The sequence below is a fragment of the Micromonospora qiuiae genome (genome assembly GCF_016863555.1).
In the GTDB taxonomy this organism is placed as follows: Bacteria; Actinomycetota; Actinomycetes; order Mycobacteriales; family Micromonosporaceae; genus Micromonospora; species Micromonospora qiuiae.
The window spans coordinates 28,374-43,588 of the sequence record NZ_BOPC01000009.1 but is presented as its reverse complement, the minus strand read 5'-3'; the positions used below and the strand labels follow the sequence as shown (position 1 = coordinate 43,588).

13 protein-coding genes are annotated in these 15,215 nt (G+C 73.6%); 8 read left to right on the top strand and 5 right to left on the bottom strand.

All coding sequences use genetic code 11. The features are described 5' to 3' along the window. Positions 1–366 precede the first annotated feature (366 nt). A complete protein-coding gene (locus Vqi01_RS02810) occupies positions 367–1,626 on the top strand; it encodes a M48 family metallopeptidase (protein WP_204032687.1) in 1,260 nt (419 codons plus the stop codon). Between the two features lie 67 nt (positions 1,627–1,693). Continuing rightward, on the top strand, positions 1,694–2,818 hold the full coding sequence (locus tag Vqi01_RS02805; protein WP_204032685.1) for a glycosyltransferase family 4 protein: 1,125 nt from the start codon (positions 1,694–1,696) through the stop codon (positions 2,816–2,818). A 65-nt stretch (positions 2,819–2,883) separates the two neighbouring features. On the opposite strand, the gene Vqi01_RS02800 is transcribed toward Vqi01_RS02805, so the two are convergent. The 5 genes from Vqi01_RS02800 to Vqi01_RS02780 all read right to left on the bottom strand — a co-directional run bounded on the left by Vqi01_RS02800 (position 2,884) and on the right by Vqi01_RS02780 (position 9,800). Beyond that, positions 2,884–4,551 carry a putative bifunctional diguanylate cyclase/phosphodiesterase gene (locus tag Vqi01_RS02800; RefSeq protein ID WP_239098141.1) on the bottom strand — a complete coding sequence of 556 codons (1,668 nt, stop codon included), beginning with the start codon at positions 4,549–4,551 and terminating at the stop codon, positions 2,884–2,886. A 76-nt stretch (positions 4,552–4,627) separates the two neighbouring features. After that, positions 4,628–5,437, bottom strand: a complete 810-nt coding sequence (locus Vqi01_RS02795; protein WP_204032682.1) for an SAM-dependent methyltransferase — start codon at positions 5,435–5,437, stop codon at positions 4,628–4,630. 175 nt (positions 5,438–5,612) lie between these two features. Then, a complete protein-coding gene (locus Vqi01_RS02790; RefSeq protein WP_007072219.1) occupies positions 5,613–6,281 on the bottom strand; it encodes a response regulator transcription factor in 669 nt (222 codons plus the stop codon). A 7-nt stretch (positions 6,282–6,288) separates the two neighbouring features. Then, a complete protein-coding gene (locus Vqi01_RS02785; RefSeq protein ID WP_204032680.1) occupies positions 6,289–7,986 on the bottom strand; it encodes a sensor histidine kinase in 1,698 nt (565 codons plus the stop codon). Between the two features lie 14 nt (positions 7,987–8,000). Next, the gene (locus Vqi01_RS02780; protein WP_204032678.1) at positions 8,001–9,800 is read right to left on the bottom strand and encodes an AMP-dependent synthetase/ligase; all 1,800 of its coding nucleotides are present in this window, start codon (positions 9,798–9,800) and stop codon (positions 8,001–8,003) included. Positions 9,801–9,946: 146 nt separating this feature from the next. On the opposite strand from Vqi01_RS02780, the gene Vqi01_RS02775 reads away from it, so the two are divergent. The 6 genes from Vqi01_RS02775 (at position 9,947) to Vqi01_RS02750 (ending at position 15,186) form a co-directional block, all read left to right on the top strand. Beyond that, a complete protein-coding gene (locus Vqi01_RS02775; protein ID WP_204032677.1) occupies positions 9,947–10,402 on the top strand; it encodes an SRPBCC family protein in 456 nt (151 codons plus the stop codon). Between the two features lie 40 nt (positions 10,403–10,442). Next, positions 10,443–11,135, top strand: coding sequence for a hypothetical protein (locus Vqi01_RS02770; RefSeq protein WP_239098133.1), 693 nt, complete (start codon positions 10,443–10,445; stop codon positions 11,133–11,135). Between the two features lie 70 nt (positions 11,136–11,205). Beyond that, complete coding sequence (locus tag Vqi01_RS02765; protein WP_204032675.1) at positions 11,206–12,153, top strand: ROK family glucokinase; 948 nt, start codon at positions 11,206–11,208, stop codon at positions 12,151–12,153. Positions 12,154–12,155: 2 nt separating this feature from the next. Then, on the top strand, positions 12,156–12,860 hold the full coding sequence (locus tag Vqi01_RS02760; RefSeq protein ID WP_204032669.1) for an endonuclease/exonuclease/phosphatase family protein: 705 nt from the start codon (positions 12,156–12,158) through the stop codon (positions 12,858–12,860). Positions 12,861–12,952: 92 nt separating this feature from the next. Then, positions 12,953–14,362: a flavin-containing monooxygenase gene (locus tag Vqi01_RS02755; RefSeq protein ID WP_204032667.1), complete on the top strand. Its 1,410-nt coding sequence runs from the start codon at positions 12,953–12,955 to the stop codon at positions 14,360–14,362. Continuing rightward, a complete protein-coding gene (locus tag Vqi01_RS02750; RefSeq protein ID WP_204032665.1) occupies positions 14,359–15,186 on the top strand; it encodes an alpha/beta hydrolase in 828 nt (275 codons plus the stop codon). Before Vqi01_RS02755 ends, Vqi01_RS02750 begins: the two co-directional genes overlap by 4 nt. Positions 15,187–15,215 lie beyond the last annotated feature (29 nt).

Below are 15,215 nucleotides of genomic sequence, written 5' to 3'. Positions count from 1 at the left end.
CTGCCAACGATCACGGGTTGAATCCACGGGCCGCCGGCCCGAGGTGCCGGAAGAGCCGAGGAACCCAGGTGGCGCGGGGTGGTGCGGGATGGCGTAAGGCGGTGCGGAGTGGCGCGGGGCCGGTGTGAGACATGTGCGGGGCTGTGTGAGGCGCGCGCGGGGCGGTGTGAGACATGCGCGGGGCTGTGTGAGGTGTGGGGGCGGCCCGGAGCGGCGCGGGGTGGCGCGGAGCGGCGCGGGGTGGCGCGGAGCGGCGCGGAGTGGCCCGGAGTGGCCCGGAGTGGCCCGGGGCGGACAACTAGGATGGGCGCGCGCGGGCGGGAGGAGCAGCGGCATGACGGGGCAACGGCGCGGCGAGGTGGCGGGGTGAGCCCGCGCGGCTGGGCGCTGCTCACCCTGGCCGGTCTCGGCGTCGCCGTGCTGGTGGCGGTGCTGGTGCTGATCCCGTGGAGCCGTCCGCCGGCGCCGCGGGCCGACCAACTCGCCGCGCTGCGCGAGTTGCCCGCCGACCAGGTGGAACGGGCCCGGCAGTTCCGCTCCGCGCTGCGTCCCGGCGGCTGGGCGGCGCTCGGCGTCGGGCTGCTGGTGGCGCTGGCACTGGGGTTGACCCCGCTGGGCGGCCGCCTGATCGAGCTGGCCGGGCGCCCCTTCGGCGACCACTGGATCGCGCAGGCGGTCCTCGGCGGGCTGGCCGTGGTGCTGGTCGCCGACCTGGTGACGCTGCCGTTGGCCGCCTGGCGCCATGCCGTGCTCACCCGCTACGGGCTGGCCACCAACGGCTGGAGCGGCTGGGCGCTGGACCTGCTCAAGTCGTACGCGGTCAGCGCGGTCATCGGGGCGGTGGCGCTGCTCGGCTTCTACACCGTCGTCCGGCTGGCGCCCCGCTGGTGGTGGGCGTTCGGCGCGGCCGGCGCGGCGACGCTGGTGGTGCTGCTCTCCTTCGTGCTGCCGGTGCTGGTGGAGCCGGTGTTCAACCGGTTCAGCCCGATGGAGCCGGGACCGTTGCGGACCCAGCTGATGGAGTTGGCCGCCCGCGACGGCGTGCCGGTACGCGACGTGCTGGTCGCCGACGCCTCGCGGCGCACCCGGGCGGTCAACGCGTACGTCTCCGGGCTCGGTCCGACCCGCCGCGTCGTGGTCTACGACAACCTGCTGCGCGAGGCGACACCGGCCGAGGTGACGGCGGTCGTGGCACACGAACTCGGCCACGCCAGCGATCGGGACGTACCGGTCGGCACCCTCATCGGCGCACTGGGTGCCGCCGCCGCGGTGGTCGCGCTCTACCTGGTCGGCTCCTGGCCGCCGCTGCTGCGGCTGGCCGGTCTCGACTCGGTGGCCCAACCGAAGGCGTTCCCGCTGCTGCTGGCCCTGGTCACGGTGGCGGGGCTGGTTCTCACACCGGTGCAGGCGCTGATGTCGCGGCGGGTCGAGGCGCGCGCCGACGCACACGCGCTGGCCCTGACCGGCGACCCTGCCGCCTTCGAGTCGATGCAGCGTCGGCTCGCTGCGGTCAACCTCGCCGACCCGGACCCGCCCCGCTGGGAGTACCTCTACTCCGCCTCGCACCCGTCCACCGTCGAGCGGATCGCTGCCGCCCGCGCGTACGCCAGAAAGGCCGTCCCATGAGTGAGCGTCAGCGAGCGAATCCTCAGCTCGGCGCGGTGGTGCCTCGTGGCGGCAGCGGAGCGCCGGCATGAGCCGCACCTTGCTGGTGACGAACGACTTTCCACCCCGCCCCGGCGGCATCCAGTCGTTCGTGCACAACCTCGCGGTACGCCAGCCGGCCGGCTCGGTAGTGGTCTACGCGTCGAGCTGGCACGGCGCCGACAAGTTCGACGCCGACCAGCCCTTCGAAGTGGTCCGCGAGCGTACCCGGATGCTGCTGCCCACGCCGCTGGTGGCCCGCCGCGCCGCCCGGCTGGCCCGCGCGTACGACTGCGACGCGGTCTGGTTCGGCGCGGCGGCCCCGCTCGGCCTGCTCGCCACCGGGTTGCGCCGCCGGGCCGGGATCCGGCGGGTGGTCGCCCTCACCCACGGGCACGAGGTGGGGTGGGCGGCGCTGCCGGTGGCCCGGGCCGCGCTGCAACGCATCGGTCGGGGCACGGACGTCGTCACTTACCTGGGGGAGTACACCCGCACCCGGCTGGCGCGGGCGCTGGACGGGGTGACCGAGCTACATCGCCTCGCCCCCGGCGTGGACACCGACCTCTACCACCCGGGCGTCGACGGTGCCGCCGTGCGGCGCCGGTTGGGGCTGGCCGATCGTCCGGTGGTGGTCTGCGTCTCCCGCCTGGTGCCGCGCAAGGGCCAGGACATGCTGATCCGGGCGATGCCGCTGATCCGCCGCCGGGTGCCCGACGCCGCGCTGCTGGTGGTCGGCGGCGGTCCGTACCGGGCCACCCTGGCCCGGCTGGCCCGTCAGGTCGGGGTCGAGCGGGACGTGGTGTTCACCGGATCGGTACCGTCGGCCGAGTTGCCCGCCCACTACGCGGCCGGCGACGTGTACGCGATGCCGTGCCGGACCCGCAACCGGGGCCTGGACGTCGAAGGGCTCGGCATCGTCTACCTGGAGGCGTCGTCGACCGGCCTACCGGTGGTGGCCGGCGACTCCGGCGGCGCGCCCGACGCGGTGCGGGAGGGGGAGACCGGGTACGTGGTGGATGGCCGTGACCTCGGGCAGCTCGCCGACCGGGTGGCCACCCTGCTCGCCGACCGGGACCTGGCTCGGCAGTTCGGTGCGGCTGGCCGTGCCTGGGTGGAGCGGGAGTGGCGCTGGGAGACCCAGGCGCAGCGACTGGCCGCCCTCCTGACCGGCTGAGCCACTGCCCGTCGGCGGCTCGCCGGCTCAGGTGTTAGAAGGGGGCCCCTCCTATACACCAGGCGTTAACAGGGGGCCCCTTCTTTCACCCGGGCGAGGATGTTTTCGGCGGGGGCGGGGCGGCCGAAGTGCCAGCCCTGGCCGGCGTCGCAGCCGATCGCACGCAGCCGGTCGGCCTGCCCGCCGGTCTCCACCCCCTCGGCGGTGACGGTCAGGTTCAGGGCGTGGGCCAGGGAGACCAGCGAGGCGAGGATCCGCTCGTCGGCGGCTTCCGGGGCACGCAGGCCGCGGACGAACTCGCCGGCCACCTTCAGCTCGGTCACCGGCAGGTCCCGCAGGTACGCCAGGTTGCTGTAGCCGGTGCCGAAGTCATCGATGGCGATGCGGACGCCCAGGTCGGCCAGGGTCCGCAGGGCACGCACCGGCTCCTCGGCGCCGCTCATCATGGTGCTCTCGGTGATCTCCAGCTGGAGCCGGTCCGGTGGCAGGCCGGTGCGCCGCAGCAGCGCGCGTACCTCCTGCACCAGGCCGGGCCGGCGGACCTGGCGGACCGCGAGGTTGACGCTGACGTACGGCGGGCGCGTCGTGGCGGCCGTCCAGCCGACCGCCTCCCGGCACGCTTCGGCGAGTACCCAGCCGCCCAGCGGCACGATCAGCCCGGTCTCCTCGGCCAGCCCGATGAAGGTGTCGGGACGCAGCACACCCAGCTGTGGGTGACGCCAACGCACCAGCGCCTCGACCCCGAGCAGCGAACCGTCGTGCAGCGACGCCAGCGGCTGGTAGTCGAGGAAGAACTCGCCGCGTTCCAGGCCGGTGGGGATCGCCGCGCTCAACGCCTGACGGGCCTGTTCCTGGTCGTCGCGCTCGGCGTCGTACAGGGCCCACCGGGCGCCGCCGGCGGTCTTGGCCCAGTTCAGTGTGCTGCCCGCGGCCCGCATCAGGTCGTCCGGTGAGCTGTCGGCGGCCCGGCGTTCCACGATGCCGACGCTCCCGGTGATCGTGACGTCGTGCCCGTCGACCAGCACCGGCTCGGCGAGGGCGGCCAGCGCCGCCTCGGCGACGGCGACCACGTCCCCGGTGCCGGTGGACCGCTCGACCAGGATCACGAAGGCGTCCCCACCCAGCCGGGCCACCAGGTGCGGCTCCACGGCGCGGCTCAGCCGTCGCGCCGCCGCGACCAGCGCCCGATCACCGATCTGGTGGCCGTACGAGTCGTTGATCCGCTTGAACCGGTCCAGGTCGAGGAAGCACAGCCCGACCCGGCGGCCACCGCCGGCCGCCGCGTCAACGGCCGCAGCGAGCCGTTCGGCGAAGAGCGTGCGGTTGGGTAGGTCGGTGAGCGGGTCGTGGGTGGCCTGGTGCCGGAAGCGTGCCTCGCTGGCGCGCAGTGCCAGTTCCGCCTCGGCCCTGGCGGTCATCGCGGCCCGCCGGATCGACTCCTGCTCGTCGAGCGTGCGGTCGCGCAGCGCCCGGGCGTATCCGGTGGCGACGGCCGCCAGCAGCCGGGCCATCCGGTCGGAGACGTCGTCGCCGGCCAGGTCGAGGTCGCGGATCAGCCGGAGCTGGATCACCTCCAGGGTGCGGCCGAGCGCCTCGGCGGAGGCGATGTGCGCGGCGACGAGCTCGGTGGCGACCCGGTGCCCCACCCGCAGGTCGAGCGGCTCGGTCCGCAGCGTCTGCGCCAGCAGGTCGGTGAGCCGCTGCAGCAGCCCTTCCAACTGGGCCTGGGTCATCGGCAGGTAGCTGGTGCCCCAGAGCGCCTTGGCCCAGGCCCGGGCGAACGCCCCGCCGGACGCGGCCTCCGGGGACTCACCCACCGAGCCGCCCGACGCCGCCCAGGAACACCGCCCGCTCGGCGTCCTCGGCACTCTCCGGGGTCTCCGGGCGCCACTGCGGCACCCACACCACCCCGGGTTCGATCAGCTCGAAGCCGTCGAAGAAGCCGGTCAGCTCGGCCCGGCTGCGGACCCAGAGCGGACTGTCGGTGCGCCGGTAGACCTGCTCGGCCTCGGCCCGCTCGGCCTCGTCGCGGCCGTCGTCGCTGGCCTGGGAGAGCACCAGGTAGCTGCCCGGGGCCAGCGCCGCGCGCAGGGCGCGCAGCACCTCGGCCGGCCGGTCGTCGTCGGGGACGAAGTGCAGCACCGCCACCACCAGGACGGCGACCGGCTGGTCGAAGTCGATCATTGCGCGTACGTCCGGGTGGGCGAGGATCCGCTCGGGGTGACGCAGGTCCTCCTGCACGACGGTGGCGCTGTCGTTGCCGGCCAGGATCTCCCGGCTGTGCGCCACGGCGACCGGGTCCACGTCGACGTAGACCACCCGGGAGTCGGGGGCGTGCCGCTGGGCGATCTCGTGGACGTTGCCGACCGTGGGAATGCCCGAGCCGATGTCCAGGAACTGCCGGATGCCGGCGGCGGTCAGGTACTGCACGGCCCGGCGCAGGAAAGCGCGGTTGGCCTGGGCCATCAGTGGCGCCTCCGGCACTGCGGCCACCATCGCCTGGGCTGCCGCGCGGTCCACCGCGAAGTTGTGCGAACCGCCGAGGTAGTAGTCGTACATGCGAGCGACGCTGGGCCGCTCGACGTCGATGGTCTCGGGTGCCCAGTCCGGCCGCTGCAACGCTCTCCCACCCCTTCGCATACTTCCGGGGCGTCCGTGCCCCGGCGGGTATTCTGCCCCGCTTGCGCCCGGGAGGCCATAGCGCCCAGGGCGCGATCGGGGATCTTCGACAGAAGATCCGTGCCCGCGTGGGTTCCCGGCACGGATCTTCTGTCGGCGACTACGTCAGGTGGCGTCAGAACTTCGGTGCGTCGGGGGCCTCGAGCAGGCCGAGCCGCAGCGCGGTCATCAGAGCCTGGGCCCGGTTGGCGGCACCGAGCTTCTCGTAGAGCTTGGAGATGTGGGTCTTGGCGGTCGACTCGCTGACGAACAGCTGCTTGGCGATGCCGGCGACGCTCATCCCGTCGGCGAGCAGCCGCAGCACCTGACCCTCGCGGGGGGAGAGCTGGGGTCCGGACGGGGCCAGCCGGCGCTTCATCGCCTCGGCCAGGTCGGCGGCGGTGAAGGCGCTGGGGGAGGAGGCCGCGTGCCGGGCGGCGGCGACGACCTCGTCGGCGGGGGCGGTCTTCGGCACGAACGCGCTCGCCCCGGCCTCCAGCGCGCCGAAGAGCTGGTCGTCGCCGGCGTACATGGTGAGCACCACGATGCCCATCGACGCGCTCGACTTGCGCAGGGCACGGGTGGCCTCCAGGCCACTGCCGTCGGGCAGTCGCAAGTCCATGATCACCACATCCGGCTGCAACGCGCCGGCCTGCCGTACGCCCTCCGCCGCGGTGGCCGCCTCGCCGACGACCTCGAACTGCCGGTCGCGCTCGAAGGCGTGCCGCAGGCCCTTGCGGATCAAGTCGTGATCGTCGACCAGGAGGACCTTGGTACGGGTGGCCGGTGTCGGACTTGTGGTCATCCTCGGGTTACTCCCCTTCTACAGCAGCGGCGGCACTACCACGAACGTTATCCCGCCCGGGTGAGGAACCGACCACCACCGCAACGGTCGTGCCGCTGGGTTGCCGCGGTCTGATCTCCAACCGGCCCCGGATACGTTCCGCTCTCTCGGCCATGATCGCAAGACCATAGTGCCCATCCGAGCGCTGGTCACCTATGCCGTGACCGTCATCCGACACTTCGATCTGCGCGTACGGCGGATCCACCTCGCAGGTGACCCAGAGATTGGCTGCTCCAGCGTGCTTGCGGGCGTTGGTCACCGCCTCCTGGGCGATGCGCAGCAACTCGGCTTCGGTGGCGGCGGGCAGCCGGGCCGTGGACTCGTCCAGCGACAGGTGCACCCGCAGCCCACCGGAGGCGCCGACGGTGCGGGCGTACTCGGCGATCGCGGCGGCCAGACCACCGTGGCGGTCGACCTCGCTGCGCAGCTCGAACAGGCTCAGCCGCAGCTCGGTGATGACCCGGGTGACCTCCTGGCGCAGCGTACGCAGCGCCTCGGCGGTCTCCTCGGCGTCGTCGTAGACGGTGGCCAGGGCGTTGTCGATCCCGTAGCCGACCATCACCAGTTCCTGCGCCACCCCGTCGTGGATCTCGCGGGCCAGCCGCTGCCGCTCCTCGTTGGTGGCCAGCGACCGCACCTCGTCGAAGAGCAGGGCGGCCTCCAGGCGCAGCGCCGCCGGGCCGGTCAGCCCGGTCACCTGGGCCACCACCGATGGTGGGTACGCCTGCGTGGCGTCCGCCTCCAGCACCACCAGACCGACGGTGCGCACCCCGGCGACCAGCGGCACGATCAGCGCCGACACCTCCCCGCCGGAGTGCGAGCGGGACTGCGAGCGGGCGGCGGTCTGCGGCTGCTGGCTGGCCCAGGCGTCGGCGATGGCCGAGTCGGCGTCGAGCGTGGTCTCCCAGTCCACCCGGTCCGCGCCGAGCTGGGCGAGCACCACCAGCCGTCCGCCGCCGCTGGCGGAGAGCACCGCCCCACGGTCGGTGCGGGCCACCGTGCGCAACTCCTCCAGCAGGTGCTCGGAGATCCCGCCGGGGTCGAGGGTCGCACCGGGCAGTTGCCGGGCCACCGTGCGCAGCTGGGTCAGCAGCCGGGTCGCTTCCGCGTACGGCTGCGGTTTGGCCTCGTGCCGGACGAGCATCACCCGGTGCAGGGTGCGCGCCGCGGAGAGTCCGAGCGCGGCCAGGATCAGCCACTGGGCGCAGACCGCGAGGTAGCCCGGCTGGCTCAGCTGCGGGACCCCGCCGACCTCGGTGAGCGCCCCGGCGACCAGCAGCGTGCCGGCGACGACCGCGATCAACACCGCGCCCTCGCGGAAGCGGCGCCGCAGCGCCGTGGCGGTCACCGGGATCGCGAGGTACGGCAGCACCGCGAGGGCGCCGAGCCCGCCGATGTGACCGCCGATGGTGGCGACGGCGGCGACCTGGCTCGCCGCCAGGCCGAGCACGACCACCTCGGCCATCCGGCTGAGCGGGCCGATCAGCCGGTGCTGCGGTGCCAGCGCCGCGGGCAGCCCGGCGACCGCCAGCAGGGCGATCCACCACAGCAGGGCCAGGTCGTGGGTGGCGAGCAGGGTCAGTACGGCGATCAGCGCCAGCACGACCACCCGCGCCGCCGCGGCGAGCGGGTGGGAGCGGGCCAGGGCCGAGGTCGAGGCGGACACGTGACGGATGGTAGTCAGCCGGAGTAGATATCGGCGATTTCTGCCGCGTACGTCTTCTGCACGACATGCCGTTTCACCTTCAGCGACGGAGTCAACTCGCCGGTGGCCTCGGTGAAGTCCCGGGGCAGGATCCGGAACACTTTGATCGCCTCGGCGTGGGAGACCGATGCGTTGGCCCGGTCGACGGCGGTCTGGATCTCCGCCCGCAGCCCCTCGTGCCCGCGCAGCGTCTCGATCCCGGTGTCGGCCGGCAGGCCGACCGACGCCAGCCAGGCCGGCAGGGCCTCCTCGTCCAGGGTGACCAGCGCGGCGACGAACGGCTGCCGGTCGCCGACCACGACGCACTGGCTGACCAGCCGGTGCGCCCGGACCTGGTCCTCCAGCACCGCCGGGGCGACGTTCTTGCCGGCGGCCGTCACGATGATCTCCTTCTTCCGGCCGGTGATGGTCAGGTAGCCGTCCCCGTCGAGCGAGCCGAGGTCACCGGTGCGGAACCAGCCGTCGGCGGTGATCGCCTCGGCGGTGGCCTCCTCGTTGCGCCAGTACCCCTGGAAGATGAGGTCACCGGAGATGAGGATCTCGCCGTCGTCGGCGATCCGGATGGTCACGCCGGGCAGCGGTCGGCCGACCGTGCCGATCCGGATGAATTCCGGCAGGTTCGCCGAGGCGGCCGGGGAGGTCTCGGTGAGCCCGTACCCCTCGTAGACGGTCACCCCGATACCGCGGAAGAAGTGCCCGAGCCGGGCGCCGAGCGGCGCGCCGCCGGAGATCGCGTCGCGGCACCGGCCGCCGAGCGCGGCCCGCAGCTTGCCGTAGACCAGCCGGTCGAAGAGCGCGCGCTGGGCGCGCAGGGCCAGGCCCGGCCCGGCGGAGGTCTCCAACGCCTCGCTGTACGCGATCGCGACCGCCTCGGCGCGGGCGAAGATCTTGCCCTTGCCGGTGGCCTCGGCCTTCTGTTTGGCGCCGTTGTAGACCTTTTCGAAGACCCGGGGCACCGAGAGCACGAAGGTGGGCTTGATCTCCTGCAACTCGGCGAGCAACTGCTTGGGGTCGGCGCAGTGCGTCATGGTGGCCCGAGCCTGCACCACGCCGATCTGGATGAGCCGGGCGAAGGCGTGCGCCAGCGGCAGGAACAGCAGGGTCGACGCGTTCGGCCCGAACAGGTTGGGCAGCACCGGCACCGCGTTGGCGATGTCGGCGTACATGTTGCGGTGGGTCAGCACGCAGCCTTTGGGTCGGCCGGTGGTGCCGCTGGTGTAGATGATGGTGGCGATGTCCGACGAGCGCAGGGCCGCGCGTCGCCGCTGGATCTCGGCGGGCTCCACCGCCGCGCCGGCGGCCATCACCTCGTCGACGCCGCCCAGGTCGATCTGCCACACGTGGGCCAGGTCGGGCAGTCGGTCGCGGACGCCGGCCACCAGGGTGGCGTGCCCGGTGCTCTCCACCACGGCGGCCACCGCGCCGGAGTCGGCCAGGATCCAGGCTGCCTGCTCGGCGCTGGAGGTTTCGTAGATGGGCACGGTGATCGCGCCGGCCGCCCAGATGGCGTAGTCGACCAGGGTCCACTCGTAGCGGGTCCGGCTCATCAGCGCGACCCGGTCACCGGGCCGCACGCCGGCGGCCACCAGACCGCGGGCGACCGCCACCACCTCGTCGCGGAACTGCCGGCAGGTCACGTTCACCCAGCTGCCCGCCGCGTCACGGCGGGTGAACTGCACCGCGTCCGGCGCGGCCTCGGCGTTCTCCCAGACCGGGTCGGTGAGGTTGGCCGAATCGCCGACGGTGACGATCGGTGGGACGGAGAACTCGCGCACCTGCACTCCCTCGTGCTCACTCTGGCCGGGTCGCGGCCGCCTCACCGGCGGCTTCTGCCGAAAACCTACCCGCCTCATCGGCCGAACGGCATTGCAGGTGGGCGGCGTGAAGCGCGGGCACCCGCCAGACGGGTAGCCTCCCCCACATGGCGGACTCCTCCACCCAGTCGATCATCATCGACGCGGCACCGGACCGGGTCGCGGCGGTCATCTGTGACTTCCCGAGCTACCCGCAGTGGGCCGACGCGGTCCGCGAGGCCACGGTCGTCGAGGAGTACGAGGACGGCTATGCCAGCCAGGTGCGATTCGTCCTCGACGCCGGTGTGCTGGCGGACGAGTACGTGCTCGCGTACTCCTATGCCGAGGATCTGACCCGCGTCGAGTGGCACCTGGTGGCTCCCTCGAAGATGCAGAAGTCCCAGCGTGGCTCGTACGATCTGGCGGCCAACGCCGATGGTGGCACCACCGTGACCTACACCCTTGAGGTGGAGCTCGCGGTCGGGATGCTCGGGATGTTCCGCCGCAAGGCCGAGAAAATGATCATGGATGCCGCGTTGAAGCAGCTCAAGCGTCGGGTAGAAACACCCGGTGCGGCGCAGTGACGGGTCTGGCGACCCGGTCGCCGGGGTAGAGGAGCCCAGCATGGGTGCAACGGATCCGGGCTCCGCCCGAGAAGAGGCGGAGCGGCTGGTCGCCACTCTGCTGGCCACCGTGCGACTGGCCGCCGCCGGCCGCGACGCCGGAGGGTGGGGACCGCTCGGCTCGATGGTGACCGGTGTCCTCGGTCACAGCGGTGCTCCCGGGGCGTCGACCGGCTCGTCCGGGGCCGGTTTCGCCACCGGTACGGCGGAATGCTGTGTCTGCCCGGTGTGCCGGGGGATCGCCGCCCTGCGCGACCCGAGCCCGGAATTCGCCGAGCGACTGGCCACCGGTGCCGGCGATCTGGCCGCCGGGCTCGCGAGCTTCCTGCGCGCCTTCGCCCCCGCCGAGCCCGCCGCACAGAACGCCGCCGAGGGCCCCTCGACCGGTCCCGGCGAGCCCTCAGACGACCCCGCCACGGGACCGGACAGCGACCACGTCTGGCGCGAGGCGACCCGTACCGGGCATGATTCTCAGCCGGCACCGGAGCGGGACGTCTGGTCGGCCGCGACCCGGTCGCCGGAGAACCCCGCCGCGCCCGTCGACGCCGCCGGGCCGGTCACGCCGGCCGGGCGCCAGGTGGTGCCCGCCGCGCGGGTGCCCGACGGCGAGCCCGTACCGGAGAGCGAACCCGCGCCGGACGGGCCGGTGCTGCCCGGCACCGGGCAGCAGGGCCCACCAGGCGACGGAGCCTGACCACGGACGACCCGCGGCACCGGCCGGAGCCGGTGCGCCGCGGGTGGCACAGCAGAGGGGAGTGGCAGCGGTGACGCTGACCATCGGAGTCGACGTGGGTGGCACGAAGGTGGCTGGCGGTGTCGTCGACGACACCGGCAACGTTCTCGTGCAGACCCGCCGGGACACCCCCGCCGATGACGTGGGCAAGACCCGCGACGTCATCATCGAGCTGGTCACCGATCTGGCCACCGGGCACGAGATCCGGGCGGTCGGTATCGGCGCGGCCGGCTGGATCGACGCCAGTCGCTCAACGGTGCTTTTCGCGCCGAACCTCGCCTGGCGGGACGAGCCGTTGCGGGAGTACGTCAGCGCCGCCGTCGGGCTGCCGGTCATCGTCGAGAACGACGGCAACGTGGCCGCCTGGGCGGAGTTCCGCTACGGCGCCGCCCGGCACGCCGACGACTCGATGGTCATGTTCACCATCGGCACCGGCGTCGGCGGTGGCATCGTGCTCGGCGGCGAACTGGTCCGGGGGGCCAACGGCATCGCGGCCGAACTGGGTCACATGCTCACCGTCCCGGACGGGCACCAGTGCGGCTGCGGCCGGCTCGGCTGCATCGAGCAGTACGCCAGCGGCAGCGCCCTGGTCCGCTTCGCCCGCGCCGCCGCCCGGCAGGAACCGCACCGGGCCACCGCGCTGCTGGCGCTGGCCGACGGCGAGGCCGAGGCGATCACCGGGCCCATGGTGACGGCCGCGGCCAAGGGTGGCGACCCGGTCTCCGCCGAGGCGTTCGCCCAGGTCGGGCGCTGGCTCGGCACCAGCCTGGCGGACATGGCGCAGATCCTCGACCCGCAGGTCCTGGTCGTCGGCGGTGGCGTGATCGACGCCGGCGAGTTGCTGATGGGCCCGACTCGCCGGTCGTTCACCGAGGCGCTCGCCCAGCGCTGCCGGCTGCCGGTGGCCGAGATCCGCCCGGCCGAGTTGGGCAACTCCGCCGGAGTGATCGGCGCGGCCGACCTGGCCCGGCGGTTGTAGAGGTGACCCACCCCGGCGTGTCGTTGCGGGTGCTGTCCTACAACGTGCACGGCCAGCGCGACGACACCGCCGCGCTGGCCGAGGTGGTCCGCGGGGCCTCGCCGGACGTGATGATCGTCCAGGAGGGACCGCGCCGGTTCCGGTGGCGGACGAAGTCGGCCGCGTTGGCCGCCTCCTTCGGCCTGGTGGTCGCCGCCGGTGGACTGCCGTCGCTGGGCAACCTGCTGCTGACCAGCCTGCGGGTGCGGGTGACCGGCACCCGGTGCCGGCGCTTCCCGCTCACACCGGGCCGGCACCTGCGCGGTGCCGCGTACGCCGACTGTGTGGTGGGCGGCGCGGCGCGGTTCACGGTGGCCGGCTCGCACCTGTCCACCGACCCGGCCGAGCGGCCCTGCCAGGCCGAACTGTTCAAACGCGACCTGGAAGCGGCGGCCCACCCGGTGATCGCCGCGGCCGACCTCAACGAGGAGCCGGGCACACCGGTCTGGGCTGTCGTCGCCCGAGGGCTGACCGACGCGGCGGTGGCGGCCGACCGGGCCGACCGGTTCACCTACTCCTGCGCCGATCCCCGGCGGCGCATCGACGCGTTCTTCGTCGACCCCCGGATCACGGTCGTCGACTACGACGTGCTGGACACGCCGCTGACCCGCCGGGCCAGCGACCACTTCCCGGTCCTGGTCGACCTGCTGCTGCCCACCGACGGCTGACGACCCGCCGGTCACCGGGCTGGACATCCCGCGCCGTTGTCGGAAGGATTTCGCCCGACCCGGCACTCGTGCCGAGACGAAGGAGATCCCCGGTGCCCACCCCCACCGAGCACGGACGGTCCGACCCCGAGACGACCACGCTCGCCCACAGCCGCGACGGCCGCCCGGTCTCCGACCGGGGCGACACCGTCTGCGTCATCGGCGCCGGAGCCAGTGGCCTGACCGCGATCAAGAACCTCACCGAGCACGGCTTCGGCGTCGACTGCTACGAGCGGGAGACCGGCGTCGGTGGCGCCTGGAACTGGCGGCACGACCGCAGCCCGGTGTACGCCAGCACCCACCTGATCTCGTCGCGGCCGTTCACCCAGTTCCCCGACTTCCCGATGCCCGACGACTGGCCGGACTACCCGCACCACAGCCGGCTGCTGTCCTATTTCGAGCGGTACGCCGACCACTTCGACCTGCGCCGGCACATCTGGTTCGGCACCGAGGTGGTGCGCGTCGAGCCGGTCGGAGACGACCGGTGGGACGTGACCACCCGCAGCACCGGCGGCTACGGCCCCGAACGCACCTCCCGGTACGCCGCCGTGCTGATCGCCAACGGGCACAACTGGTCGCCGAAGCTGCCCCGCTACGAGGGGCTGGAGCAGTTCCGGGGCGAGGTCATGCACGCCTCGTCCTACAAGGACCCAGCGCAGTTGCGCGGCAAGCGGGTGTTGGTGGTGGGCGCCGGCAACACCGGCTGCGACATCGCGGTGGAGGCCGCGCAGCAGGCCTCCCGCTGCTGGCACTCCACCCGCCGAGGCTACTGGTACGCCCCGAAGTACATGCTCGGCCGCCCGGCCGACCAGGTCAACGACACGCTGCTGGCGTTGCGGGTGCCGCTGCGGGTGCGGCAGTGGCTCTACCACCGGATGCTGCGGCTGGCCGTCGGCGACCTGACCCGGTTCGGCCTGCCCGAGCCCGACCACCGGGTGTACGAGACACACCCGATCGCCAACAGCCAACTCGTCTACTACCTCGGGCACGGGGCGATCACCCCGGTGCCGGACGTCGCGGGGTTCCAGCCCCACTCGGTGGAGCTGACCGACGGCCGGCGGATCGATCCGGAACTGGTCGTCTTCGCCACCGGCTACCTGCCGCGCTTCGAGTTCCTCGACGCGAAGATCCTCGGCGACGACGAGGGTGTGGGCCGGCCCCGGCTGTGGCTCAACGCCTTCGTGCCGGACCATCCCACGCTCGCGGTGGCCGGTCTGCTCCAGCCGGACTCGGGCCTGTTCCCCCTGGCGCACTGGCAGGCCGTGCTCTTCGCCCGGCTGCTGCGGTTGCGCGCCACCCGGCCGGAGCGGGCCGCCGCCTTCGCCGCCCGGGTCCGCTCCGGCGCCGGCGAGCGTTACTCGGGGCCGGTCAAGGACTCGACCCGGCACTGGTTCGAGGTCGGCCACGTCGACTACCTGCGCGCGCTGCAGCGTGCGCTGCACGACCTGGAGGGCACCAAGTGAACGGTGAGCGGGTGCGGGTGGTACGGGGCTGGGAGTGGGCCCGGCCGGTGCGCCCGGTCCGGCGCGAGGTGCTCAGCGTCCTGCCCGAGCTGGAGGAGGGACAGCCGCCGCTGCTGTTCGTACCCGGCTTCGGGCACGGCGCCTGGGCGTACGCCGAGCACTGGCTCGGGCACACGGCCGCCCGGGGCTTCCCGGCGTACGCGGTGAGCCTGCGCGGGCACGGCGGCAGCGAGCCGGCGCCGGAGGCGACGCTGCGGGCGTACGCGCACGACGTGGTCCAGGTGGCCGCGGGCCTGCCGCGCCAGGCGGTGCTGGTGGGGCACGGTGCCGGGGCTCTGGTGGTCGCGCACGCCCTGGCCCGTTACCCGGCCCGGGCAGCGGTGCTGGTCGCGCCGGTGCTCGGCGGCTGGGCGACGTTCGGTGCCGCGCTGCGCCGCAACCCGCTCGGCACCCTGCCGGCGGTGTTCGGCGGCGGGCTGCGCCTGAGCCGCCGGCAACTGTTCAGCCGCGAGACGGCCGACGCCGACGCCCGGCGGCACGCGGCCCGGCTCGGCCGGGCCGCCCGGCGGGCCCAGTGGCAGCTGCTCACCGGCGCCGACCCGGAGCCGGCGGTGGGCCGGCCGCCGGTGCTGGTGCTGGGCAGCCCGGACGACCGGGTGGTGCCCGCGTCGGCACTGACCCGCGCGGCCCGGCGCTACGGCTCGGCGCCGCTGCTCTTCCCCGGCATGGGGCACGACCTGATGCTCGACGCCCGATGGCGGGAGCCGATCGACGCCATCCTCGACTGGCTGGTCAAGGACCCGACCCGCGGCGAAGCGCCGTGACCCGGCCCGAGGCGCCCTGACCCGGCCGG